Annotated in this window: 21 protein-coding genes; 13 read left to right on the plus strand and 8 right to left on the minus strand. The window is 63.2% G+C overall.

Annotated features, from left to right (window positions below):
* Positions 1-3 precede the first annotated feature (3 nt).
* The 8 genes from trpA (at position 4) to mgtE (ending at position 8747) form a co-directional block, all read left to right on the plus strand.
* Entirely contained in the window at positions 4-819 is an 816-nt protein-coding gene (trpA, locus tag AC22G6_RS12470; protein WP_487367034.1) for a tryptophan synthase subunit alpha, read from the plus strand.
* Positions 816-1688 carry an acetyl-CoA carboxylase, carboxyltransferase subunit beta gene (gene accD / locus AC22G6_RS12475; RefSeq protein WP_108947583.1) on the plus strand — a complete coding sequence of 291 codons (873 nt, stop codon included), beginning with the start codon at positions 816-818 and terminating at the stop codon, positions 1686-1688. Before trpA ends, accD begins: the two co-directional genes overlap by 4 nt.
* Positions 1681-3006, plus strand: coding sequence for a bifunctional tetrahydrofolate synthase/dihydrofolate synthase (folC, locus tag AC22G6_RS12480; RefSeq protein WP_487367035.1), 1326 nt, complete (start codon positions 1681-1683; stop codon positions 3004-3006). Before accD ends, folC begins: the two co-directional genes overlap by 8 nt.
* 12 nt (positions 3007-3018) lie before the next feature.
* Positions 3019-3663 carry an SPOR domain-containing protein gene (locus AC22G6_RS12485; RefSeq protein ID WP_487367036.1) on the plus strand — a complete coding sequence of 215 codons (645 nt, stop codon included), beginning with the start codon at positions 3019-3021 and terminating at the stop codon, positions 3661-3663.
* 9 nt (positions 3664-3672) lie between these two features.
* Positions 3673-4164 carry a CvpA family protein gene (locus AC22G6_RS12490; protein WP_487367037.1) on the plus strand — a complete coding sequence of 164 codons (492 nt, stop codon included), beginning with the start codon at positions 3673-3675 and terminating at the stop codon, positions 4162-4164.
* Positions 4165-4175: 11 nt separating this feature from the next.
* Entirely contained in the window at positions 4176-5705 is a 1530-nt protein-coding gene (gene purF / locus AC22G6_RS12495) for an amidophosphoribosyltransferase (RefSeq protein WP_487367038.1), read from the plus strand.
* A 5-nt stretch (positions 5706-5710) separates the two neighbouring features.
* The gene (locus tag AC22G6_RS12500; protein WP_487367039.1) at positions 5711-6892 is read left to right on the plus strand and encodes an O-succinylhomoserine sulfhydrylase; all 1182 of its coding nucleotides are present in this window, start codon (positions 5711-5713) and stop codon (positions 6890-6892) included.
* A gap of 226 nt (positions 6893-7118) precedes the next feature.
* A complete protein-coding gene (gene mgtE, locus AC22G6_RS12505; RefSeq protein ID WP_108947589.1) occupies positions 7119-8747 on the plus strand; it encodes a magnesium transporter in 1629 nt (542 codons plus the stop codon).
* A 25-nt stretch (positions 8748-8772) separates the two neighbouring features.
* On the opposite strand, the gene AC22G6_RS12510 is transcribed toward mgtE, so the two are convergent.
* The 4 genes from AC22G6_RS12510 to AC22G6_RS12525 all read right to left on the minus strand — a co-directional run bounded on the left by AC22G6_RS12510 (position 8773) and on the right by AC22G6_RS12525 (position 12015).
* Positions 8773-9987, minus strand: a complete 1215-nt coding sequence (locus AC22G6_RS12510) for an MFS transporter (RefSeq protein WP_487367040.1) — start codon at positions 9985-9987, stop codon at positions 8773-8775.
* Between the two features lie 138 nt (positions 9988-10125).
* On the minus strand, positions 10126-10878 hold the full coding sequence (locus AC22G6_RS12515; RefSeq protein ID WP_487367118.1) for a UDP-2,3-diacylglucosamine diphosphatase: 753 nt from the start codon (positions 10876-10878) through the stop codon (positions 10126-10128).
* Between the two features lie 46 nt (positions 10879-10924).
* A complete protein-coding gene (locus AC22G6_RS12520) occupies positions 10925-11419 on the minus strand; it encodes a peptidylprolyl isomerase (RefSeq protein WP_108947591.1) in 495 nt (164 codons plus the stop codon).
* Positions 11420-11436: 17 nt separating this feature from the next.
* The gene (locus AC22G6_RS12525) at positions 11437-12015 is read right to left on the minus strand and encodes a peptidylprolyl isomerase (protein ID WP_487367041.1); all 579 of its coding nucleotides are present in this window, start codon (positions 12013-12015) and stop codon (positions 11437-11439) included.
* A 313-nt stretch (positions 12016-12328) separates the two neighbouring features.
* Between AC22G6_RS12525 and cysS the strand changes: the two genes are divergently transcribed.
* Positions 12329-13711, plus strand: a complete 1383-nt coding sequence (gene cysS, locus AC22G6_RS12530) for a cysteine--tRNA ligase (protein WP_487367042.1) — start codon at positions 12329-12331, stop codon at positions 13709-13711.
* 76 nt (positions 13712-13787) lie between these two features.
* On the opposite strand, the gene AC22G6_RS12535 is transcribed toward cysS, so the two are convergent.
* The 4 genes from AC22G6_RS12535 to grpE all read right to left on the minus strand — a co-directional run bounded on the left by AC22G6_RS12535 (position 13788) and on the right by grpE (position 19006).
* Entirely contained in the window at positions 13788-14927 is a 1140-nt protein-coding gene (locus AC22G6_RS12535) for an ABC transporter substrate-binding protein (RefSeq protein ID WP_487367043.1), read from the minus strand.
* A 142-nt stretch (positions 14928-15069) separates the two neighbouring features.
* Positions 15070-16194, minus strand: a complete 1125-nt coding sequence (gene dnaJ / locus AC22G6_RS12540) for a molecular chaperone DnaJ (protein ID WP_487367044.1) — start codon at positions 16192-16194, stop codon at positions 15070-15072.
* 202 nt (positions 16195-16396) lie between these two features.
* Entirely contained in the window at positions 16397-18325 is a 1929-nt protein-coding gene (gene dnaK, locus AC22G6_RS12545) for a molecular chaperone DnaK (protein ID WP_487367045.1), read from the minus strand.
* Positions 18326-18433: 108 nt separating this feature from the next.
* Positions 18434-19006: a nucleotide exchange factor GrpE gene (gene grpE / locus AC22G6_RS12550; protein ID WP_487367046.1), complete on the minus strand. Its 573-nt coding sequence runs from the start codon at positions 19004-19006 to the stop codon at positions 18434-18436.
* 195 nt (positions 19007-19201) lie between these two features.
* Here grpE and gyrA point away from each other — a divergent pair, with 195 nt between their 5' ends.
* From gyrA to hisC, 4 genes are read left to right on the plus strand one after another with little or no spacing between them, the layout of a single operon-like run.
* Positions 19202-21874: a DNA gyrase subunit A gene (gene gyrA / locus AC22G6_RS12555; RefSeq protein ID WP_487367047.1), complete on the plus strand. Its 2673-nt coding sequence runs from the start codon at positions 19202-19204 to the stop codon at positions 21872-21874.
* Entirely contained in the window at positions 21871-22968 is a 1098-nt protein-coding gene (gene serC, locus AC22G6_RS12560; RefSeq protein WP_487367048.1) for a 3-phosphoserine/phosphohydroxythreonine transaminase, read from the plus strand. Before gyrA ends, serC begins: the two co-directional genes overlap by 4 nt.
* A 28-nt stretch (positions 22969-22996) precedes the next feature.
* Positions 22997-24061, plus strand: a complete 1065-nt coding sequence (gene pheA / locus AC22G6_RS12565) for a prephenate dehydratase (RefSeq protein ID WP_108947600.1) — start codon at positions 22997-22999, stop codon at positions 24059-24061.
* 17 nt (positions 24062-24078) lie between these two features.
* Complete coding sequence (gene hisC / locus AC22G6_RS12570; RefSeq protein WP_487367049.1) at positions 24079-25176, plus strand: histidinol-phosphate transaminase; 1098 nt, start codon at positions 24079-24081, stop codon at positions 25174-25176.
* Positions 25177-25182 lie beyond the last annotated feature (6 nt).

Below are 25182 nucleotides of genomic sequence, written 5' to 3' on the forward strand. Positions count from 1 at the left end.
ATCATGTCGAAAATCCAGACCACCTTTCAGCGTTTGCAGGCCGAGGGTCGCAAGGCGTTGATTCCTTTCATCACTGCGGGCGACCCGGACGGCGAGCTCACTGTGCCCTTGATGCATGCGATGGTTGCCGGCGGCGCCGACATCATCGAGCTTGGCGTCCCGTTCTCCGACCCGATGGCCGACGGCCCGACCATTCAGCGTGCTTCCGAACGCGCGCTGGCAGCAGGCATGACCCTGCGCAAGGTGCTTGCGATCGTGCGCACCTTCCGCGTCGAGGATCAGACGACGCCGGTCGTGCTGATGGGTTATGCCAATCCGATCGAGGCGATGGGCGAGGATACCTTCATCGCAGTCGCCAGCGAAGCTGGGGTCGATGGCGTGCTGGTGGTGGACTATCCGCCCGAAGAATGCACCCGCTTTGCTGCGCTGTCCAAGGCCGCCGGGCTCGATCCGATCTTCCTGCTGGCACCGACGTCGTCCGAGCAGCGCTTCCGCGATGTCGCCGAAGCCGGCAGCGGCTATATCTACTACGTGTCGCTCAAGGGCGTGACGGGGTCGGGGAACCTCGACTTCGACGAAGTGGCACGGCGCATTCCGCAGATCCGCGCCGCAGTGGGCATGCCTGTTGGTGTCGGTTTCGGCATCCGTGATGCCGAGAGCGCAAAACGCATTGGTGAAGTGGCCGATGCGGTGGTGATCGGCAGTCGCATCATCGAAGAGATCGAACGCAGTCCCCGCGACGCGGTGGTGTCCAATGTATCCGCCTTCATCCGCGGCATTCGTGCCGCACTGGATGAGATTGCAGGAGCCAAACAATGAGCTGGTTGCAGAAACTGCTGCCGCCCAAGATCAAACGCAATGATCCGGGCGCACGAAACAAATCGATTCCGGAAGGGCTGTGGAGCAAGTGCCCGGCCTGCGAGGCCGTGCTCTATCGCTCCGATCTCGAAAGCAACATGAGCGTCTGTCCCAAGTGCGGCCACCATCAGCGTGTTCGTGCGCGCACGCGTCTCGACCAGCTGCTCGATCCGGAAGGCCGGCACGAGATCGGTGCGGAGGTGATTCCGGTCGATCCGCTCAAGTTCAAGGACTCCCGCAAGTACCCCGAGCGCCTGTCTACCGCTGCGGCCGATACCGGCGAAGCTGACGCAATGGTGGTGATGCAGGGTGCGATTCTTACCGTGCCTGTGGTCGTTGCCTGCTTCGAGTTCGAATTTCTCGGCGGTTCGATGGGGTCGGTGGTCGGGGAGCGTTTCGTGCGCGGTGCAAAGGCTGCACTCGAGCAGCGAATCCCGTTCATCTGCATTACCGCAACCGGCGGCGCGCGCATGCAGGAAGGGCTGTTCTCGTTGATGCAGATGGCGAAGACGACGGCCGTCATTACCCAGTTGGCGCAACGCAAGCTGCCCTTCATCTCCCTGCTGACCGATCCGACCATGGGCGGCGTCTCGGCGAGCTTTGCCTTCATGGGCGATGTGGTGATTGCCGAGCCCGGTGCGCTGATTGGCTTTGCCGGCCCACGCGTGATTGAGCAGACCGTGCGCGAGACCCTGCCGGACGGCTTCCAGCGCTCCGAGTTTCTGCTTGAGAAGGGTGCGATCGACATGATTGTCGATCGTCGCGAACTGCGTCAGCGCATTGCCGAAATTCTTGCGCTGCTCAGCCGGCAGCCCGCCGTCCATGCCTGATCTCCAGGAAGTGAGCGGCGTCACGCCGGATACGATCGACAAGTGGCTCGCGCTGCTCGAATCACGTCACACCCAGACCATCCAGCTCGGACTCGAGCGGGTGGGCGCGGTGCGTGCGGCGCTCGGCCCGGACCCCGAAGGCCTCGTGGTGATCACGGTCGGCGGTACCAATGGCAAGGGCTCGACATGTGCGATGCTCGAATCCATTCTGCTCGCTGAAGGCTACCGCGTCGGCTGCTACACCTCGCCCCACCTGTTGCGCTACAACGAACGGGTGCGCATTGATGGCAAGGATGTCGAGGACGCTGCACTGGTCGCGGCCTTCGATGCCGTCGAGCACGCGCGGGGCGACACCCCGCTGACCTATTTCGAGCATGGCACGCTGGCCGCGTGGGAAGTGTTCCGCACGCAAGGGCTCGACGTGGTCATTCTCGAAGTCGGGCTCGGAGGCCGCCTGGACGCGGTCAATGTGTTCGACTCCGACTGCGCGATCGTTACCGGGGTGGCCATGGATCACATGGATTACCTGGGTGACACCCGGGAAGCTATCGGCTTCGAGAAGGCGGGCATCTTTCGAGCCGGCCGGCCGGCCGTGTTCGGCGATCCGCAGCCGCCGCAGTCGCTGCTCGATCACGCGGCCGCGATCGGTACGCAGTTGTGGATCAGCGGGCGCGATTTCGGGTTCGGCGGTGACCGGCAGCAGTGGGGTTACTGGCGCTACGCGGCGCCACAGGCCAGCGGTGCGCTGACCAAGCGCGGCGGACTCGCCTATCCGTCCCTGCGTGGCGCCAATCAGCTGCTCAACGCCGCAGCTGTCATGACCGCGCTCGACACACTGCGTGACCGGATTCCGGTGTCGATGCAGGCCGTTCGTGAAGGTCTGATGCTGGTCGAGGTGCCGGGCCGCTTCCAGGTGCTTGCCGGGCGGCCCACGGTCGTTCTCGATGTTGCGCACAATCCGCAGGCGGCCGGCGTGTTGTCCGAGAACCTTGCGGGCATGAGCTTCCACCCCGAAACGGCCGCCGTGCTGGGCATGTTCGGCGACAAGGATGTCGAAGGCGTCGTTGCACGACTGCGAGACCGGGTGGACCGCTGGTTTCTCGCCGATCTGCCTGGCCCGCGAGGACTGAGCGCGGACGAGCTTGCCGTGCGCGTGCGCGCTGCAGAGGCGAAGGGCGACATTCAATGTTTCAAAACGCCCGCCGAGGCATTTTCCGCAGCGCGGAAAAGTGTTGAGGAGGGTGATAGAATCGTCGTCTTTGGTTCATTCCTGACAGTGGCCGATGTGCTGGCAACGATTCGTGCAGAGCGGCACTGAAGAGGTTTTCCGGTGAGTGACGCAGACAACCTCGAGATCAAGAAGCGGGCACGCAGGCGCCTGGTAGGTGCGGCCGCGCTCGCGCTGCTGGCCGCGATCGTATTGCCGATGGCAATGGATCAGGAACCCCAAACGTCCTCCCAGGATATCCAGATCTCGATTCCCGACCGCGACGCGACCGCCAGCCAGGCGCGCCCGATTGCGCCCAGCCAGCCTGCGGTGGCAAGCGAGCCTGATGTGGCGCCCGCGCCCGTGGAACAGCCGCCCGGCAATTCACCGCCGCCTGCCGTTGCCGCGACCTCTCCGGCGCCCGCGCCGGTCGCAGACACGCCGGCCGCAGCCCCTAAGCCAGCCGCGTCGCCTTCGCGCGAAGAAGAGGAAGCCGCCAGGGTAAAGGCCTTGCTGAGCGGTGCGGCCGTTCCGGCAGCGGTGGCTTCATCCGAATCCTTCGTCATTCAGATTGGTGCCTTCAGTGACGAAGCCAAGGCATCGGCGCTGGCCGCCGAGCTGAAAAAGAAGGGCTTCGCCGCCTACACTGAAAAGGCAGGCAAGGTTACGCGCGTTCGTGTCGGCCCGGTGCCGGCGCGGAGCGACGCCGAGAAGCTCGCAGAGAAACTGCGTTCGCAGGGACACAACGCGGTGCTCGCGGCGCGCTGATTGGTTGCAATGACGGTTTTCGACTACGTTTTTCTGGCCGTGCTCGGCCTGTCGGCTGCCGTTGGATTGTGGCGCGGGCTGGTGAGCGAGGTCATGGCCCTGGTGGCGTGGCTGGCCGCATTGCTGGCCGCCTGGCGATACTCGGGCGAGGCGGCGGGCCTGCTGAGCGGCATCATCGGTGATCCCGCTTGGCGGCAGATTGCAGGCTTTGCCGCAATCGTCGTCGTTGTGCTGTTGCTGGCGGCGTTTTTGCGCTTCCTGTTGCGAGAGTTGCTCAAGGCTGCAGGCCTGGGGGCAACCGACCGTTTTTTTGGCGCACTGTTCGGCCTGGCCCGCGGCCTGGCGATCACGTTCGCAGTAGTGTTGATTGGTGGTCTGGTGGGGGTGTCGCGTGAGCCGTGGTGGGCAAACGCGATGTTTTCGCCGCCGCTGGAGACGGCAGTGATTGCTGCCAAACCGTGGCTGCCGGATGCGGTAGCCGACAGAGTTCGTTTCAGATAGGCAGGGTTTCCATGTGCGGAATTCTTGGGGTCGTCGCGACTTCCCCGGTTAATCAGTTGCTCTATGACGGTCTGCAGGTGCTTCAGCACCGGGGCCAGGACGCGGCGGGGATCGCCACGGCCGAGGGCGGTCGTTTTCACATGCACAAGGGTTCCGGCCTGGTGCGGGACGTGTTCCGTACGCGCAACATGCGAAACCTGGAAGGTAACTGGGGTATCGGCCATGTTCGTTACCCCACGGCAGGCTCGGCGTACAACGCTGCCGAAGCGCAGCCCTTCTACGTCAATTCGCCTTTCGGGCTGCTGCTGGCACACAACGGCAACCTAACGAATTCGGAAGAGCTCAAGCGCGAGATGTTCCTCGCCGATCTGCGTCACATCAACACCAACTCCGATTCGGAAGTGTTGCTCAACGTGCTGGCGCACGAACTGCAGGCGGCTGCCAACGGCCTCAAACTTGACGAAGACGCGGTCTTCCGTGCGGTTGCAGGCGTACACCGCCGCTGTCGTGGCGCCTACGCGGCTGTCGTGATGATTGCAGGCTATGGTCTGCTCGCCTTCCGCGACCCCTTCGGCATTCGTCCGCTGGTGATCGGACGTAACGACGTCGACGCTGGAACCGAGTGGATGGTGGCCTCCGAGTCGGTTGCACTCGATGTGCTCGGCTTCAAGCTGTTGCGCGACGTCGCACCCGGTGAGGCCGTTCTGGTCGACATTGACGGCAATTTCCGCAGCCGTCAGTGTGCCGAGAAGACCGTCGAAGCACCGTGCATGTTCGAATTCGTTTACCTCGCGCGTCCGGACTCGATCATTGACGGGGTGTCGGTGTACGAGTCGCGGGTCAAGATGGGCGAGTTCCTTGCCGAGAAGATGAAGCGCACGCTGCCGAACGTCCACATCGACGTGGTCATCCCGATTCCGGATTCGAGCCGGCCGTCGGCGATGGAAATGGCTCACCGGCTGAACCTTCCCTATCGCGAAGGCTTCGTCAAGAACCGCTACATCGGCCGCACCTTCATCATGCCGGGGCAGGCGACGCGGCGTAAGTCGGTGCGTCAGAAGCTCAACACCATTCATCAGGAGTTCAAGGGCAAGAGCGTGCTGCTGGTGGATGATTCGATCGTGCGCGGAACGACCAGCAAGGAAATCGTCAACATGGCTCGCGAGGCTGGAGCGAGCAAGGTCTATCTGGCTTCCGCTGCACCACCCGTTCGGTACGCGAACGTGTACGGCATCGACATGCCGACCCGCGGCGAGCTGATCGCGAGCGATCGCGACGAAGCCGAGATCTGCCGGCAGATCGGTGCCGATGGGCTGATCTATCAGGATCTCGATGACCTCAAGGCATCGGTGCGCGCACTGAATCCGTCGATCAAGTTCTTCGAGACGTCCTGTTTCGACGGCACCTATGTGACGGGCGACATCACGGCCGAGTACCTCAGCGGGGTCGAGAACCAGCGTTGTGAGGTCAAGCCGACCTCGCGCGAGGACAGTGACAGCGACCAGATGGACCTGAACCTCATCACGCATCCGGACCAGTGACATCGATGGCCGATAGCAAAGACAACTACGATCTGGACACCCTTGCGGTGCGTGCCGGCATCGATCGCAGTCAGTTCAACGAGCACAGCGAGGCGATGTACCTGACCTCGAGCTTCGTGTTCGACAACGCAGCCCAGGCCGCTGCGCGCTTTTCGGGTGCGGAAGAAGGCAACGTCTATGCCCGTTTCTCGAACCCGACGGTGACGGCGATGCAGACGCGTCTGGCGGCGCTCGAAGGCGGCGAGGCCTGCATCGCGACAGCGTCCGGCATGTCGGCGATCCTGTCGCTGGCCATGTCCGCGCTGCAGGCGGGCGATCATGTGGTGGCGTCGCTGGGGCTGTTCGGTTCCACCCAGCAGCTCTTTGGCAATGTCCTGAGCAAGTTCGGCATCGAGACCACTTTCGTGCCCGCGACCGATCTTGCCGCCTACCGCGACGCCGTGCGTGCTTCCACCAAGCTGTTCTTCATCGAGACGCCGTCCAATCCGCTGACCGAGGTTGTTGATATCGCAGCGGTTGCCGCGGTCGCACACGAAGCAGGGGCCATTCTTGCGGTCGATAACTGCTTCTGTTCGCCGGTATTGCAGCGTCCGCTCGAACTCGGCGCTGACGTGGTCGTGCATTCGGCGACCAAGTATCTGGATGGGCAGGGACGCGTGCTTGGTGGTGCCGTTGTGGGTCCGAAGGTCATTACCGACGAGGTGTTCAAGTTCTTGCGCACTGCGGGACCGACGCTGTCGCCGTTCAATGCCTGGGTCATCCTCAAGGGGCTCGAAACACTTCGCATCCGCATGGATGCGCAGTCCGCGAGCGCGCTTGAGCTCGCACGCTGGCTTGAGGCCCAGCCGGGCGTCGCCCGCGTCTTCTACCCCGGACTGCCTTCGCACCCGCAGCATGAGCTGGCAATGAGACAGCAGAAGAGTGGCGGCGCCATTCTGAGCTTCGAGGTCAAGGGTGGGCGCGAGGCGGCATGGAAGGTGGTCGATTCCACCCGGATGATTTCGATCACCGCCAATCTCGGCGACACCAAGACCACGATCACGCATCCTGCGACCACGACGCATGGACGCATTTCGCCCGAAGCGCGTGCCGCAGCGGGCATTGGCGACGGACTGTTGCGTATCGCCGTGGGGCTGGAGTCGATTGACGACCTCAAGGCCGATCTGGCTCGAGGACTCGCAGGCTGACTCTTGCTGCAGGCGTGCCGTACCCCAGAAAGCGCTGGTTGCATGACCGGCGCTTTTTTTTCGTCACACTGTTTCGTCACGACTGTGCCGCAGTGACTGTCGAGGAGTGCCTGCAGGTGGCCCGGCATCGCGATTGCGGTGCGTGTTGCGGGCGATTTGCGTAGACTGACGGTGGCAGGGCGTATGCGATCTGCGCCTTCGGCACCTGACAACATGGGCGACTTGAATGACGGATCACACAACGGGCAGCGTACATACCGAGATCGAACAGATCATCGCGGCACTCGAACACGGGAAGTACAAACGTGTTCGAAAGATGCTGCATCAGATGCATCATGCGAAGATCGCCGGGCTGCTCGAGGTGCTCGATCCCGAGCAGCGCCTTGCCGTGTGGCAACAGGTCGATTCCGGGCATGAGGCGCGCATTCTCGCTCACCTCAATCCCGCACTTGGGCGCCATCTGGTCAGCGAGTCGGGCGACCATGCCAGTCATCAGGAAGAGGAAGCGGAAAGCGAGGAGTCGTCCGCGGCAACGCAGATCCGGGAAGTGCGGGGCGCGCTGGCGCAGGGCAAGCTCAAACGCGTAGGCAAGATTCTGCGCGACATGCACCCGGCCAAAGCAGCCGGATTGCTGGAGTCACTGCCGCCAAAGGAGCGTGTCGCGGCCTGGGGCATGGTTGAGGCCGATCGCGCGGGTAAGGTTCTGACCTATCTGCATGGTGAGAGCTGCGCTGCGCTGGCGCTCGAAATGGATCACGAGGATCTGGTGATCGCGGCTGAAAGGCTCGATCTCGATGATCTCGTCGACCTTATTCAGGCCTTGCCCGACGAGAACGGGCAGCAACTGATGCGCGCCACCTACGGCCGTCGCCGCGAGAAGCTCGAGTCGATGCTGTCGTATCCCGAGGATTCGGCGGGTGGCCTGATGAACGCCGATCAGATCGTGGTGCGGCCCGATGTGCGTCTGGCAACCGTGCTCGGCTATCTGCGCCTGATCAAATCGCTGCCGGTGCAGACCGACATGCTGATGGTGGTCGACCGCAAGGGCATCTATCAGGGCGTGCTCAGGCTCAGTGCGCTGGTGACGGCCAAGCCGGAGTTCAAGGTGGCCGAGGTGATGGAGACCGAGCTCCCGGTCATCGCGGTGACCACGTCCTCCGATGAGGTCGCGCGCCTGTTTCAGGATCACGACCTGCTGTCTGCCCCGGTGGTGGACGAGAACGGCTTGCTGCTCGGGCGGATTACCGTCGATGACGTGGTCGATCTGATCCGCGAAAGCTCGGACCGCGCCATGATGCACATGGCCGGTCTGGACGAAGAAGCCGACATGTTCGCCCCGGTGCTGACCAGTTCCCGGCGACGGGCGGTCTGGCTCGGGATCAACCTCGTGACCGCCTTCCTTGCCGCCTGGGTGATCGGGCTGTTCCAGACTACGCTCGAACGCGTGGTTGCGCTTGCCGTGCTGATGCCGATCGTTGCCAGCATGGGGGGCATCGCCGGCAGCCAGACGCTCACGCTGGTGATTCGCGGCATGGCGCTCGGTCAGGTCGGGGGCAGCAACGCGCGGGCCCTGCTCGCGAAGGAAATCGGCATCGCGCTGCTGAACGGATTGCTGTGGGCGGTCGTTGTGGCATTGCTGGCCGTCGCCTGGTTTGGCGACTGGCAGATCGGCGGTGTCATCGGCGCGGCGATTCTGATCAATCTGCTGTTTGCTGCGCTCGCGGGTCTGGTGGTACCGATGGTTCTCGATCGCATGGGAATCGACCCCGCGCTGGCGGGCGGGGTGATTCTGACGACCGTGACCGACGTCATCGGTTTCTTTGCCTTTCTCGGACTCGCCTCAATCGTGCTGTAGTCCCGGCCTGCAGACGGGATCGCGTTCAGGCGGCTGCGGTGGCAGGCTTGATCGGCGCTTCCTTGATCGGCAGGTTCACGAGCGCAGCGAAGGCGGCCAAGGCCATGTCGGCGTACCACATCCATGAGTAGTCGCCGAGCATGGTCAGGCTCAGGCCGCCCAGCCATGCCCCCAGAAAGCCGCCGATCTGGTGCGAGAGCAGGGTCATGCCGAACAGGGTGGCCAGGTAGCGCACACCGAAGAGCTTGCCCACGATGCTGGCCGTTGGCGGTACGGTCGCCAGCCAGGTGAAGCCGAGCCCGGCCGCGAACGCGTAAAAGGTCCACTCGGTTTTCGGGAGCATCAGGTAGAGCGCGATCAGCAGCACGCGCGAGCCGTACATCGCCGCCAGCACATGCTTGCTGCGGTAACGGGAGATCCAGGCGCCGGCATACAGGCTGCCGAAGATGTTCGCCAGTCCGATGATTGCGAGCGACCAGCTGGCAACTGACGGCGGCAGACCACACAGGTCGACTTCGCCCGGCAGGTGCGTCACCAGAAACGCGATATGAAAGCCACAGGTGAAGAAGCCCGCATGGAGCAGGATGTAGCTGCGGTCCTTGAGTGCATTGCGAATCGCACGCAAGGCGCCGGTGTCTTCCTCGTGGTGCTGGACAGGCTGCTGCTGCGTGCCGGTGAGTTTGTTGATCAAGGGCAGGGCAAGCAGGGTCATGACCGCCATTGCCCACATTGCACCCATCCATCCGGTGAGCTGAATCAGCTTCTGCAGCAGAGGCGCAAAGACGAACTGACCGAATGATCCGCCAGCATTGATCACGCCCGAGGCCGTGCCGCGGCTTTCCAGCGGAAGGCGCTGTGCAGCGGCGCCGATCAGCACCGAGAAGCTGGCCGCACCCGATCCCATTGCGAACAGCAGGCCAAGCGAAACGGTGAGGCCGAAGCTGGACTCGATGAAGGGTGTGATCGCACTCCCCAGGGCCAATGCAAGCACGCCGGCGATGAGCACCGCTCTTGGGCCGTAGCGATCTGCAGCCGCACCGGCGATGGGCTGGATCGCGCCCCAGGTAAACTGGCCGATGGCCAGCGCAAAGCTGATGGTGGCAATGCCCAGTCCTGTGGAGGTGTTCATCGGGCTGATGAACAGCCCCTGCGACTGGCGGATGCCCATCGTGATCGCAAGAATGCCAGCTGCGGCCAGGGTGACGGCAAGGGCGTCGGGCCGTCTTAAGGTACGAAACATGGTGGGCCTGTTTAGCGCAAGGTGAGATCGGTAAGGCGTCAGCATAGCCTGACGACTACATGTCAAACAAATCGGGCATGACGACGTGCGATCGTTTCTGGCGCTGCCTGCGCCGTCGCACGGTCGTTACGCGCAGCCTCAGGTCTGAGTCGGGACGACTGCCTTGAAGTCCCTGCCGTCAAACGACAGCCAGGTGGCATGGCTGTGCCAGTCGGACAGAACCCAGCGCACGCAGTCGCGGCCGTCTACTCGATGCAGGTGACGAGCCGGGCGGTGAGTATGGCCGTGAATCAGGGCCGGATGGCCGTACTGGCGCAGGATGGCTTCCACCGCACCGGCGTTGACGTCCATGATGGTCATCGCCTTTTCCTGCTTGGCGGTTTCGCTCTGCTTGCGCAGGCTTTCGATGAAGGCCTTGCGGGCGGCGAGCGGCTGGGACAGGAAGCCGGCCTGCCACGCGGGATCGCGAACCTGGCTGCGATAGGCCTGATAGGAAAGGTCGTCAGTGCACAAGGCATCGCCATGGCTGAGCAGGATGCGTTGCGAGCCCAGTACGAGCAGGGACGGGTCGGGCAGCAGTCGCATGCCCGTCATGCGGGCAAAGTCGTCGCCGGCCAGCAGGTCGCGGTTGCCCGTCATGTAGAAAAGCTGGACGCCGCTCTCGGAGAGCGCGCGTAGCGCAGCGCACATCTGACGATTGAAGGGGGCGTCGACATCATCGTCGCCGGCCCAGTACTCGAACAGGTCGCCGAGGATGAACAGGCTGCCGGCTTCACGTGCCGGGCCGCGGAGAAAACCAAGAAAGGCTGTGACCGTCTCCGGGTGGTCCTCGGCGAGATGCAGGTCGGAAATGAACAATGCCGGAAGCGCCGCATGCAGGGCTTCCGGCATTGTGGTGCCATGCCCGCCACTGACGGCGGACATGGCTGCGTCTGAATCAGACAACTTCGGCGCGCTCGATGATCACGTCTTCCTTCGGCACGTCCTGGTGGAAGCCGCTGGAACCGGTCTTCACCGCACGGATCTTGTCGACCACGTCCATGCCATCGCTGACCTGGCCGAACACGCAGTAGCCCCAGCCTTGCAGGTCGGGCGAGCGGTAGTTGAGGAAGTCGTTGTCGGAGAGGTTGATGAAGAACTGGGCCGATGCGGAGTGCGGTGCCTGGGTGCGGGCCATGGCAACGGTGCCGCGGTTGTTCTTGAGGCCGTTGTCGGCTTCGTTCTTGATCGTGTCGCGCGTGGCCTTCTGCTTCATGCCGGGCTCGAAACCACCGCCCTGGATCATGAAGCCGTCGATGACGCGATGGAACACGGTGTTGTCGTAGTGGCCGGCTTCAACGTAGGCAAGAAAGTTCTCGACCGTGACGGGCGCCTTTTCGGCATCGAGTTCGAGGGTGATTACGCCGAAATTGGTGTGCAGTTTGACTGCCATGCTGTTCTCCTGTGGGCTTATTTGCTGGGGGTCGTTGCAGCGTCGAGGACGCGCGCCGACTCGATGGTGACCGGTTCGAGCGGTACGTTCTGATGCATGCCGGCGTTGCCCGTTTTTACCTTGGCGATCTTCTCGACCACATCCATGCCGCGGACAACCTTGCCGAATACCGCATAGCCCCAGCCGTCGCGTGACGGATAGTCGAGAAAGGTGTTGGGCACGAGGTTGATGAAGAACTGTGCCGAGGCCGAATGCGGGTCAGCCGTGCGTGCCATGGCCAGTGTGCCGGGCAGGTTCTTGAGGCCGTTCTTCGCCTCGTTCTCGATCGGGGCACGAGCCGGCTTCTGCGTCATCTTTGCGTCGAAACCGCCGCCCTGGACCATGAAGCCATCGATGACGCGGTGGAACACGGTATTGTCGTAGTGGCCGTCCTTGACGTACTGGACGAAGTTCGCGGACGACTTTGGTGCCTTCTCGGCATTGAGTTCGACCACGATGTCGCCGTGGTTCGTCTTGAGCTCAACCATGGGGTTGGCTGCGAAAGCCTGAATGCTGCAGCTGATGAAAGCGATCAGTGCAAGAGCCTGCTTCTTCATGCGGTCTCCGGGAGATGGGTAACGGCAGGGTTGCCGGATGAGGTGCGAGCAGTCCCTCTTGGCGCCAGGGCGCATGGAGGGTCGGCAAAAGTTCGCAATTATGCGCCGTGCTATAATTTTGGCGGGTGATCCGGGCTGCTAACCAGCCCCGGATTCTACCAACAAGCGGCAAGCACTCATAGTTTCCTGTGTCGCGACGCTGACAGCGGTAACACAACGGAGCGGGTCCGGTCGGAGCCCGCTTTTTTGCTGCCGCGACTGACGAATCACACTGTTTCGCGGCTGTCGCCGCGAGCGCTTTTCGGTTATCTGCATGCTCACCATCTACAACTCGCTCACCCGCAAGAAGGAACACTTTCAACCCATCGATGCCGGCAAGGTCCGCATGTATGTCTGCGGCATGACGGTGTACGACTACTGTCACCTCGGCCACGCACGGGTGATGGTGGTCTTCGACATGGTGACGCGCTGGTTGCGCGCGAGCGGGCTTGATGTGACCTATGTGCGCAACATCACCGATATCGACGACAAGATCATCCGGCGGGCGCAGGAAAACGGCGAAAGCATCCGTGCGCTGACCGATCGCTTCATTGCGGCGATGCATGAGGATGCGGACGCCCTCGGTGTGTTGCGCCCTGACCACGAGCCGCGGGCAATGGATTACGTAGCCGGCATGCAGAGCCTGATCGGCCGCCTCGAGGCCAAGGGGCTGGCCTATGTCGCTGCCAACCGTGACGTGTGCTTTGCGGTGCGCAAGTTCGACGGTTACGGCAAGCTGTCGGGCAAGTCGATCGACGAACTGCGGGCCGGCGAGCGTGTTGATGTGGTCGGCGACAAGAACGATCCGCTCGATTTCGTGCTGTGGAAGCATGCCAAGGCGGAAGAGCCGGAAGAGGCGAAGTGGGCCTCGCCCTGGGGAAGTGGTCGTCCGGGCTGGCATATCGAGTGCTCGGCGATGAGTGCCGATCTGCTCGGCGAGCATTTCGACATTCACGGTGGCGGGCAGGATCTGCAGTTTCCGCATCACGAGAACGAGATTGCGCAGTCGGAAGGCGCGCATGGTCACGCTTTCGTCAACTACTGGATGCACAACGGTTTTGTCCGGGTCGACGACGAAAAGATGTCGAAATCCCTGGGCAATTTCTTCACCATCCGTGAGGTGCTGAAACAGTACGATCCCGAGGTCGTGCGCTTCTTCATCCTGCGTGCCCATTACCGCAGTCCGCTGAACTACTCGGACGCCCACCTCGACGATGCGCGTCAGGCGCTGACACGGCTGTATACGGCGCTCAAGGCCGTGCCGGTCACGGATGCCGACCCTGACTGGAGCACGCCATGGGCGCAGCGTTTCCAGGCTGCGATGGACGACGATTTCAACACCGCCGAAGCGCTTGCCGTGCTGTTCGAGCTTGCCAACGAGGTCAATCGTGGCGCAGCCCCGGAGCTTGCGCAGCAGCTGCGTGCACTGGGCAAGGTGCTCGGTTTGCTCGAACGCGACGCAACAGCGTTCCTGCAGGGCGGGGTGCAGACGGAAGGTGGGCTGGACGTCGCCGAGATCGAGCGCATGATCGAAGCCCGGGTCAGCGCGAAGAAGGGTCGCGATTTCGCCGAAGCCGACCGTCTTCGTGCGGCCTTGCTCGAAGCCGGGATCGTGCTCGAGGACAGCGCTCAGGGCACGACCTGGCGTCGCGCCTGAACCCTGGCCCGCAACAGGCACGAAAAAGGGGCTGCACCTGTCAGGGTGCAGCCCCTTTTTCTGGCCATCGCCGCGCTCAGTTTCCGAAGCTGCCTTTGCCGATCACCGTCAGGTCAACGAAGTTCAGCCCGCTCCTGTTGCGCGCGGAAAACGCCAGACGCAGGCCGCCGGCATCCCAGTCACCGAGGCTCTCCAGCGCACTGATCAGGCGCTCACGGTTGAGCTCGCGGCCTGCACGGCGCAGACCTTCGCTGAAGCTGCGTGCGGCAAGATAGCCTTCGAGGGCGGTGTAGGAGTAGCTTTGCCCCGCCTTGTCGGCTGCCTGCCGGTATTCGCGCACCATCGGGTAGTCGATGCGAAAGGGCGAGGGCATGACCTGGGCGATCACCATGCCGCGCGCCTTGTCCCCGAGCTCGCGGATCAACTGGCGGCTGCTGATTACCGAAAGGCCGAAAAGCATCGGCCGGTAATCGGTTTCGAGAAGCGCCCGCATGAAGGCCGGGGAGCTGTTGCCCGCGGTCACCAGAATGACCGCCGCGGTGTTGCCGGCAACGACCTTGCCAACTGCTTCGGCCGCGTTGCTGCCGTCGGATGCGATCGGTGCAACGACCGGTGCGGGCAGGCCACGACGGGTAAGGGCTGCAGTTGCGGCCTCAAGCCCGGCCTGTCCGAAGGGGTCGGCATGGTGCACCACCGCGATCGATTTCACCCCGATGTTTGCGAGATGGTCGACCATCTTTTCGATCTCCTGCGAATACGAGGCGCGCAGGTGAAAGACGAGCGGGTTGCCTGGGCTACGGACCGCATCGGCCCCTGTGTATGGGGCGAAAAAGGGTACCTTGGCAGCGGTGGCAACCGGAATGGCCTTCAGGCTGGGGCCGGTGCCAAAGCATGCGAACAGTGCCAGCACCTGATCCTTTTCGATCAGCTTGCGGACATTTGCCGCCGCGCGATCGGGGTTGTAGGCATCGTCTTCGGTGATGAGCTCGATCCTGCGACCATTCACGCCACCGCGGGCATTGAGCTGGTCGAAGTGAAGCATCGCACCGGAAAGGTATTCCTTGTTGAGTTCGGCCAGCGGCCCGGTGAGGGCGCCGGAGTGTCCAAGCGTGATGCTGTCGTTGGCGACGCCCTGCTGGGCGTGCGCAGCACCGACCGGAAGCAGTGGCGCAAGGGCCACGAGCACCGCGGCCAGTAGCGGACGTATTACTTTCATAGTGTCTCCATCAAGGTCTCTTCGCGGACCCGATCATCATATCCCGCGGCGTCCGGTTTGTGGACGAAAAACGCCGAGACAGGCGCGACGCCTTGTGGGGCTGTCGCGCGTGCGTCGGCGGTGGTCTTTCCGCAGTCGTCGGTCAGGTGCCGAAAAACTCCCGCACCTTGTCCATCCAGCCTTTGGCTTTCGGATTATGCCGGTCGACATTGCCGCTGGCGATGGATTCGAACTCCTCTAGCAGTTCGCGCTGGCGCTCAGTGAGCTTGACCGGCGTTTCGACCAGCACATGGCACATCAGGTCGCCATGGGTGTGCGAGCGCACGTTCTTGATCCCCTTGCCACGCAGACGGAAGACCTTGCCGCTCTGGGTCTCGGCCGGAATCTTCAGGCGTGCCATGCCTTCCAGGGTCGGAATCTCGATCTCGCCACCCAGTGCAGCGGTGGTGATGCTGATCGGCATCTCGCAGTGCAGGTCGTCGTGGTCGCGCTCGAACACAGAGTGCTTGCGAATGTGGATTTCGACGTAGAGGTCGCCGGCAGGACCGCCATTGACGCCCGGCTCGCCGTGACCGCCGTGACGAAGGCGCATGCCCTCGTCGATGCCCGCCGGAATCTTCACTTCGAGCGTCTTCTGCTTCTTCACCCGGCCTGCGCCACCGCAATCGCGGCAGGGGTCGGGGATGATGCGGCCGCTGCCATGACACTTCGGGCAGGTCTGCTGGATCGAGAAGAAGCCCTGCTGGATACGGACCTGGCCCGCGCCGCCACAGGTGGGGCAGGTCTTGGGCTGCGTGCCGGGCTTGGCGCCGCTGCCGTGGCAGGAGCCGCATTCTTCAACGGTCGGAATGCGGATCGTCTTTTCTGCGCCGCGCGCGGCTTCCTCGAGCGAGATCTCGAGGTTGTAGCGCAGGTCGGCGCCGCGATAGACGTTGGAGCGGCCGCCGCGCCCGCCTGCGCCGCCGAAGATGTCACCGAAGATGTCGGAGAAGGCATCGCCAAAGCCTTCAAAGCCCTGGCCGCCGCCACCGCCCATCGACTGATCGACGCCCGCATGACCGTAGCGGTCATAGGCGGCTTTCTTCTGCGGTTCGGAGAGGATCTCGTAGGCCTCCTTGGCCTCCTTGAACTTCTCCTCTGCGTCCTTGCTGTCCGGATTGCGGTCCGGGTGGTGTTTCATGGCCAGCTTGCGGTAGGCCTTCTTGATCTCATCGTCGCTGGCGTCGCGGTTGACGCCGAGCACTTCGTAGTAATCCCGTTTGGACATGATGTTTCGCTCAGGCTTTTTGGGGGCTCGGCAAGGCAGCGTGGCTGTTTGCACCGACCTTGTGGGGCCGGGGTCTGCCATGCACGTCGTGCTTGCTCATCGCTGCTGTCCGAGAAGTCCCTATTTCGTGCAAAGGCCGAGCCAGCCGGAGCAGGTGCTCCGGCGGGGGCTCGGCCGTTAAGTCTGCCGTCGGGCGAGACGCTTACTTCTTGTCCTTCACTTCGGTGAATTCGGCATCGACCACGTCGGCGTCGTCGGCCTTGTTGCTGCCGCCTGCCGAGCCCGCAGGCTGCTCGCCCGCCTCAGCGCCACCCTGCTGACCGTACATGGCTTCGCCGAGCTTCTGGCTGGCCATGGCAAGGGCCTGGGTCTTGGCTTCGATGCTGTCCTTGTCACCGCTCTGGATGGCTTCTTCGGCTTCCTTGATCGCAGCTTCGATCTTGGCCTTGTCCTCTTCGCCGACCTTGTCGCCGTGCTCGCCCAGTGCCTTCTTGGTCGTGTGGATCAGGGTGTCGCACTGGTTGCGTGCGTCGACCATCTCGCGAGCCTTCTTGTCTTCGTCGGCGTGCGAGGCAGCGTCCTGAACCATGCGCTCGACTTCAGCATCGGACAGACCGGAGTTGGCCTGGATCTTGATCTTGTTTTCCTTGCCGGTTGCCTTGTCCTTGGCCGATACGTGCAGGATGCCGTTGGCGTCGATGTCAAAGGTGACCTCGATCTGCGGCATGCCGCGCGGTGCCGGCGGGATGTCGGACAGGTTGAACTGGCCCAGGCTCTTGTTGCCGGCAGCCATTTCGCGCTCGCCCTGCAGCACGTGAATGGTCACGGCGCTCTGGTTGTCATCGGCGGTGGAGAATACCTGGCTCGCCTTGGTCGGGATCGTGGTGTTCTTCTGGATGAGCTTGGTCATCACGCCACCCATGGTCTCGATACCGAGCGACAGCGGGGTCACGTCGAGCAGCAGCACGTCCTTGACTTCGCCCTGCAGCACGCCGCCCTGGATGGAGGCACCAACTGCAACGGCCTCGTCCGGGTTCACGTCCTTGCGCGGCTCCTTGCCGAAGAATTCCTTAACCTTTTCCTGCACCTTGGGCATGCGGGTCTGGCCGCCGACCAGGATGACGTCGTCGATGTCGGACACCTTGAGGCCGGCATCCTTCAGCGCAACGCGGCAGGGCTCGATCGAGCGCGTGATGAGCTCTTCGACCAGCGATTCGAACTTGGCGCGGGTGATCTTGACTGCAAGGTGCTTCGGGCCGGAAGCGTCTGCGGTGATGTAGGGCAGGTTTACTTCGGTCTGGCTGCCCGAGGACAGTTCGATCTTGGCCTTTTCGGCAGCTTCCTTCAGGCGCTGAAGGGCGAGCACGTCGTTCTTGAGATCGACGCCCTGTTCCTTTTTGAACTCGGTGACGATGTAGTCGATGATGCGCTGGTCGAAGTCTTCGCCGCCAAGGAAGGTGTCGCCGTTGGTGGCCAGCACTTCGAACTGGTGCTCGCCGTCGATGTCGGCGATCTCGATGATCGAGATATCGAAGGTGCCGCCGCCGAGGTCATACACGGCGATCTTGGAGTCGCCCGGCTTCTTGTCCATGCCGAAGGCGAGGGCAGCTGCGGTCGGCTCGTTGATGATGCGCTTCACTTCCAGACCGGCGATCTTGCCTGCGTCCTTGGTGGCCTGACGCTGGCTGTCGTTGAAGTAGGCCGGCACGGTGATGACCGCTTCGGTGACTTCTTCGCCGAGGTAGTCTTCGGCGGTCTTCTTCATCTTGCGCAGCACTTCGGCAGAAACCTGCGGCGGGGCAATCTTCTTGCCGCGCACTTCAACCCAGGCGTCGCCGTTGTCGGCCTTGGCGATCGTGTAGGGCATCATGGCGATGTCCTTCTGCACTTCCTTCTCTTCGAAGCGGCGGCCGATCAGGCGCTTGATGGCGAACAGGGTGTTCTTGGCGTTGGTAACGGCCTGGCGTTTGGCCGGCGCACCGCACAGAATCTCGCCGTCTTCCGCGTAGGCGACGACGGACGGCGTGGTGCGGCCACCTTCGGAGTTTTCGATGACCTTGGGCTTGCCGCCTTCCATGACGGAGACGCAGCTGTTGGTCGTGCCGAGGTCGATGCCGATGATCTTGCCCATGATTGTGTCCTTTAGTTCCAGAATTTGTATGGGAGCCGTGTTTGCCGGCTCAGCCTTGATTCGAATATGGGGCGGGATGGCCGTGTTTCAAGCCACCAGCGCGCCGAATTACGCTGATTTTGCCTTCGAGACCATCACCATGGCGGGACGGATCACGCGGTCGTTCAGCAGGTAACCCTTCTGCAGCACGTTGATCACCGTGTTCGGCTCGGCGTCCGACTCGAGTGCGCCGATGGCCTGGTGCTTGTTGGGGTCGAACTTCTGGCCGGCCGGATTCTCTTCGGTGAGGCTGGCGCCCTCGAATGCGGAGACCAGTTGCTTGAGCGTCAGCTCGACGCCTTCGCGCAGCTTTTCCAGGGTCTGGTTCTCGGTGCCGAGTGCGGCTTCGAGGCTGTCCTTGACCGGCAGCATCGCAGTGGCGAATTTCTCGGCTGCAAACTTGGAGGCCTTGGCGATGTCGTCCTGCGCACGGCGGCGAACGTTCTCGGTTTCAGCCTTGGCGCGCAGCCAGGCGTCGTGGTGCTCGGAGGCCTTGAGTTCGGCTTCACGCAGGCTCTGTTCGAGGCTGGGCATCACGTCCGGTGCTGCATGCTCGCCGGTCGGGTTTTCCGTCGTGGCGTCCGCGGCGGCCGCCTGTTCGAGTTCCGCTGTGCTTTCCGGCGTAGGCTTCTGTTCCTGCATGGATGATCGCTCCCTGTGTTCATCAATCGCCCAACAGCTTGGGGCGTGTGCAGGGATTTCAAGTGCAGGGCAAAGATTTTTTTGCGCGCGAGATGACGTGCTGCTGCAATCGTCTTCTGTCGTCAAGGTAGTGAAGCCCTTGCGCATGCTAAAATTGCACGCTTTTGGTTCAAGCGGGTTTTACCGCCTCAGAGCATGACACAGTTCGCCAAGGAAACACTCCCGATCAGCCTCGAGGAGGAGATGCGCCACTCCTACCTCGATTACGCCATGAGCGTGATCGTGGGGCGCGCGTTGCCCGATGCGCGCGACGGTCTCAAGCCGGTACACAGGCGCGTGCTGTTTGCAATGCACGAGCTCTCCAATGACTGGAACCGTGCATACAAGAAGTCCGCCCGTATCGTCGGTGACGTGATCGGTAAATACCATCCACACGGCGATACCGCGGTGTACGACACCATTGTGCGGATGGCGCAGGACTTTTCGCTGCGCTACATGCTGGTCGACGGCCAGGGCAACTTCGGTTCGGTCGACGGCGACAACGCTGCGGCGATGCGATACACCGAAATCCGCATGGCGCGGATCGGTCATGAACTGCTGGCGGATATCGACAAGGAAACCGTCGATTTCGGGCCGAACTACGACGGCTCGGAGAAAGAGCCGCTGGTCATGCCCGCGCGCATTCCCAATCTGCTGATCAACGGTTCGAGCGGTATTGCGGTCGGCATGGCGACCAACATTCCGCCGCACAACCTCGGCGAGATCATCGATGCCTGTCTGAAGCTGCTCGAAGATCCCGAGACGGATATCGAAGCGCTGATCGAAATCGTCAAGGCGCCCGACTTTCCGACTGCTGCACTGATCTATGGCCTGTCTGGCGTGCACGAGGGTTACCGCACCGGCCGCGGCCGTGTGGTCATGCGTGCGCGCACCCACTTCGAGCCGATCGGCAAGAGCGACCGTCAGGCGATCATCGTCGACGAGCTGCCCTATCAGGTGAACAAGCGCACCCTGCAGGAGCGCATGGCCGAGCTGGTCAACGAGAAGAAGATCGAGGGCATCAGCGAGATCCGCGACGAGTCCGACAAGTCGGGCATGCGTCTGGTGGTCGAGCTCAAGCGCGGCGAGATGCCCGAGGTCGTGCTGAACAAGCTGTTCAAGCACACCCAGCTGCAGGACAGCTTCGGCATGAACATGGTGGCGCTGGTCGACGGCCGTCCGCGCCTGCTCAACCTCAAGCAGATGCTGGTGTGCTTCCTTGAGCACCGGCGCGAGGTCATCACCCGCCGCACCATTTTCGAGCTGCGCAAGGCGCGCGATCGTGGTCACATCCTCGAAGGTCTGGCGGTTGCGCTGTCCAACGTTGACGAGATCATCGCGCTGATCAAGGCGGCGCCGTCCCCGGCCGACGCCAAGCGCGGCCTGATGGATCGCACCTGGCGCTCGCCGCTGGTGGAAGAGATGCTGGCGCGCGCACTGGCGGACAGCTACCGGCCCGAAGGGCTCGACCCGCAGTTCGGTCTGTCGGCCCAGGGCTACCGCCTGTCCGAGGCTCAGGCTCAGGCCATTCTCGAGCTGCGCCTGCAGCGCCTGACTGGTCTCGAGCAGGACAAGATCGTCAACGAGTACCGCGAAGTGATGGACATCATCACCGACCTGCTCGACATCCTGGCCCGTCCGGAACGCATCACCGAGATCATCGTTGCCGAGCTCACCGGCATTCGCAACCAGTTCGGCGACCCGCGTCGCTCCGAGCTGGTGATGAACACCTCCGAGATCAACATCGAAGACCTGATCACGCCGGAAGACATGGTGGTGACCCTGTCGCACACCGGCTACTTCAAGCGTCAGCCGCTGGCGGATTACCGTGCCCAGCGACGTGGTGGGCGCGGCAAGCAGGCGACTTCGATGAAGGACGAGGATTTCATCGATCACCTGTTCGTGGCCAATACCCACGACACCGTGCTGTGCTTCTCCAGCCGTGGCCGTGCCTACTGGCTGAAGGTCTATGAAGTGCCCGAGGGTACGCGCAACTCGCGTGGCAAGCCGATCGTGAACCTGTTCCCGCTGATGGAAGGGGAGAAGATCAACGCCGTGTTGCCGGTGCAGGCCTTCGACGACGACCACTTCGTGTTCATGGCGACCTCTGCCGGAACGGTCAAGAAGACCGCGCTGACCGCCTTCGCCAACCCGCGCAAGGCCGGCATCATTGCGGTGCACCTGGACGATGGCGATCACCTGATCGGCGTCGAGATCACCGATGGCGCCTGCGATGTGATGCTGTTCTCCGACGCCGGCAAGGCAGTGCGCTTTGCCGAGAGCGACGTGCGCCCGATGGGGCGCGAAGCGCGCGGTGTGCGCGGCATGACGCTGGAAGATGGTCAGCGCGTGATCGCAATGCTGGTGGCCAAGGACGAGTCGCAGTCGGTTCTGACCGCAACCGAAAACGGTTACGGCAAGCGTACGCCGGTCGCCGAGTACACCCGTCATGGCCGCGGCACCAAGGGCATGATCGCGATCCAGACGTCCGATCGCAACGGCAAGCTGGTGGGCGCGGTGCTGGTCGAGCCGACCGGCGAAGTCATGCTGATCTCCACCGGTGCAGTGCTGATCCGCACCAAGGTGCAGGACATCCGTGAGCTCGGCCGGGCAACCCAGGGCGTGACCCTGATCAACCTGGACGAGGGGACTTATCTCGCCGGTATCGAGAAGGTTGCCGAGTCGGATGAGGATGAGCTCGTTGGCAGCCTGGACGAGGCGCCGGAGGGCGGTGAAGAGGGCAATGTGGAAGCGGGCGAGGGCCCGGTCGCAGACGCTGGCGGAGATGCGCCGGCCGAGGGCGAAGGTGAGGAAGGAAACGAAGCATGAGTCGGGTGTGGAATTTCAGCGCCGGTCCGGCAGCACTGCCTGAGCCGGTATTGCGCCAGGCCGCCGAGGAGATGCTCGACTGGCATGGCGCCGGCATGAGCGTGATGGAGATGAGCCACCGTGGCAAGGAGTTCATGTCCATTGCCGAGGCGGCCGAAGCCGATCTGCGCGAACTGCTCGCGGTGCCGTCGAATTACCGCATCCTGTTCATGCAGGGCGGTGCGATTGCCGAAAACGCGATCATTCCGATGAACCTGCTTGGTGACAAGCGGGTGGCGGACTATGTCGTTACCGGTTCGTGGTCGCAGAAGTCGCAGAAGGAAGCGCGGCGCTACTGCGAGGTCAATATCGCAGCGAGCGCCGAGGCGAACGGCTTCAGGTCGGTGCCGCCGATGGCAGAGTGGAAGCTGTCGGCCGACCCTGCCTATGTGTTTACCTGCACCAACGAGACCATCGGTGGCGTGGAGTATCCGTTTGAGCCGGATCTGGCCACGATCGGACGCGGCGAGGTGCCGGTGGTGGCCGACGTGTCATCGCACATCCTGTCGCGCAAGGTCGACATCTCCAGGTACGGCCTGCTGTTTGGCGGTGCGCAGAAGAATATCGGCCCCGCCGGCCTGACCATCGTGATCGTGCGCGACGACTTGCTCGGGCGCTCGCTTGCACACTGTCCGACGGCCTTTGACTACAGGACGGTCGCCGACAACGGCTCGATGTACAACACGCCGCCAACCTACGGCATCTACATCGCCGGACTGGTGTTCCAGTGGCTCAAGCGCCAGGGCGGGGTTGCCGCGATCGAGGCGCAGAACATCGCCAAGGCCGAACTGCTCTACGGCTATCTCGATGCCAGCGACTTCTACGAGAACCGTATCGACCCTGCGTGCCGCTCGCGGATGAACGTGCCGTTCTTCCTCAAGGATGAAGCGCTGAACGACGCCTTCCTGGCCGAATCGAAGGCCGCAGGCCTGCTGCAGCTGAAGGGACACAAGTCGGTCGGGGGCATGCGGGCCTCGATCTACAACGCGATGCCGCTTGCCGGAGTGCAGGCGCTGGTGGATTTCATGCGCGACTTTGCCGCGCGCAGGGCCTGAGCCCGATCGGGCGTTTTGAGAGCTGAGCATGAGCGACGAACTGCTGAACCTGAGAAACCGGATTGACAGCCTCGACGAGGAGATCCTCGCCCGTCTTTCCGAGCGTGCCACCTGCGCCCAGCGTGTGGGCGAGATCAAGCATGGCAACATCTATCGCCCAGAGCGTGAAGCCCAGGTGCTGCGCCGCCTGGCCGACATCAACCCCGGTCCCTTGCCCGGTGGTGCGGTGCAGCGGATTTTTCGCGAGATCATGTCGGCCTGCTTGGCGCTCGAGCAGCCGCTGAAGGTGGCCTATCTGGGCCCCGCCGGCACCTTCTCCGAGAGCGCCAGCCGCAAGCACTTCGGTTCGGCCCCCAACTTCCTGCCCATGGCCGCTATCGACGACGTGTTCCGCACGGTCGAGCAGGGCAATGCCGACTACGGCGTGGTGCCGGTGGAGAACTCCACCGAGGGCGCCGTCGGCGGCACGCTGGACCTGCTGCTCGCGAACCCGCTCAAGGTCTGCGGCGAGGTCAAGCTGCGCATCCATCAGCATCTGCTGTCGCGTGCCGAAGGCATCGGTGGCGCCAAGCGGCTGTATTCGCATGCGCAGTCGCTCGCCCAGTGTCACGAGTGGCTCAACCGTCATCTGGCCAATCTGCCGCGCATCCCGGTGGCGAGCAATGCCGAGGCCGCGCGCCTGGCTGCGGAAGATCCTGAGTCGTGCGCGATTGCGGGCGAAGCCGCCGCCGAACTTTACGGCCTGAACAAGCTCGCATCAAATATCGAGGACGATCCCAACAATTCAACCCGTTTCCTCGTGATCGCGCATCACGAGGCCGGTCCGTCGGGCAAGGACAAGACCTCGGTGGTGTGTTCGGCGCCGAACCGGCCGGGCGCAATGTATGCGCTGCTCGAGCCGCTCGCGCGTCATGGCGTCGACATGACCAAGCTGCAGTCGCGGCCCGCCCGTGGCGGGCTGTGGGAATACGTGTTCTATGTCGACCTGCAGGGACACCAGACCGACGCCGATGTCGCCGTCGCGCTCAAGGAGCTCGGCGAGCGTGCCGCCTTCGTCAAGGTGCTGGGGTCCTACCCCGTCGCCGCGATCTGAACAAGCTGGAGACAAGCATGAGTGTTGCTGGAAATGCGCCGGAGTACATCCGCGCAATCATGCCTTACCTGCCCGGCAAGCCGGTTTCCGAACTGGCCCGGGAGATGGGCATTCCCGAAGGGAGCATCGTCAAGCTCGCGTCCAACGAGAACCCGCTCGGCATGAGTGCGCGGGCCCGCGACGCGATCACCGGCGTACTGTCGGAGGTCGCCCGCTACCCGGACGGCAATGCCTTTGCGCTGAAAGCGGCGATCTGCAGCAAGTTCGGCGTGCGTGCCGAGCAACTGGTGATCGGGAACGGCTCCAACGACATTCTCGAGCTTGCCGCGCGGGCGTTCATGGCGCCAGGTTGTGCCGCGGTGTTCTCGCAGCACGCATTTGCGGTGTATCCGCTGGCGACGAACGCGGTGGGGGCGAAGTGTATCGAAGTGCCGGCCCGGGACTTCGGGCACGATCTGGATGCCATGGCCGCGGCGATCACGCCCGAGACCCGCATCGTCTTCATCGCGAACCCGAACAATCCGACCGGGACATTCCTGTCCGGCGAACAGCTCGAAGCTTTCCTCGCGAAGGTGCCGCGGGATGTGCTGGTGGTGCTGGATGAGGCCTACACCGAGTATCTCGCGCCGGAGCAGTCCTATGACGCCCTTGGCTGGCTGGCACGCTTTCCGAATCTGCTGATCTCGCGCACGTTTTCCAAGGCATATGGCCTGGCGGGGCTGCGTGTGGGCTATGCGATTGCGCACCCCGAGGTGGCCGATCTGATGAACCGGGTCCGGCAGCCCTTCAACGTTTCGAGCATCGCCCTCGCGGCCGCGGAAGCAGCGCTCGGTGACGAGGAGTTTCTGGCGCAGAGCGCCGAGGTCAACCGTCGCGGCATGGTGCAGATCACCGGAGCACTGTCCGAACTGGGGCTGGAGTGGATTCCGTCGTCGGGCAATTTCGTGGCCTTCAGGGCAGGCGATGCGGCTGCCGTGAACCTTGGGCTGCTCAAGCGCGGGGTCATCGTGCGCCCGATCGCCGGCTACGGCATGCCCGAATGGTTGCGGGTCTCGATCGGGCTGTCCGAAGAAAACACGCGGTTCATTGAGGCCTTGCGCCAGATTCTGGCGTGAGCGCCC

Source organism: Parazoarcus sp. PS-13 R2A (assembly GCF_057621855.1).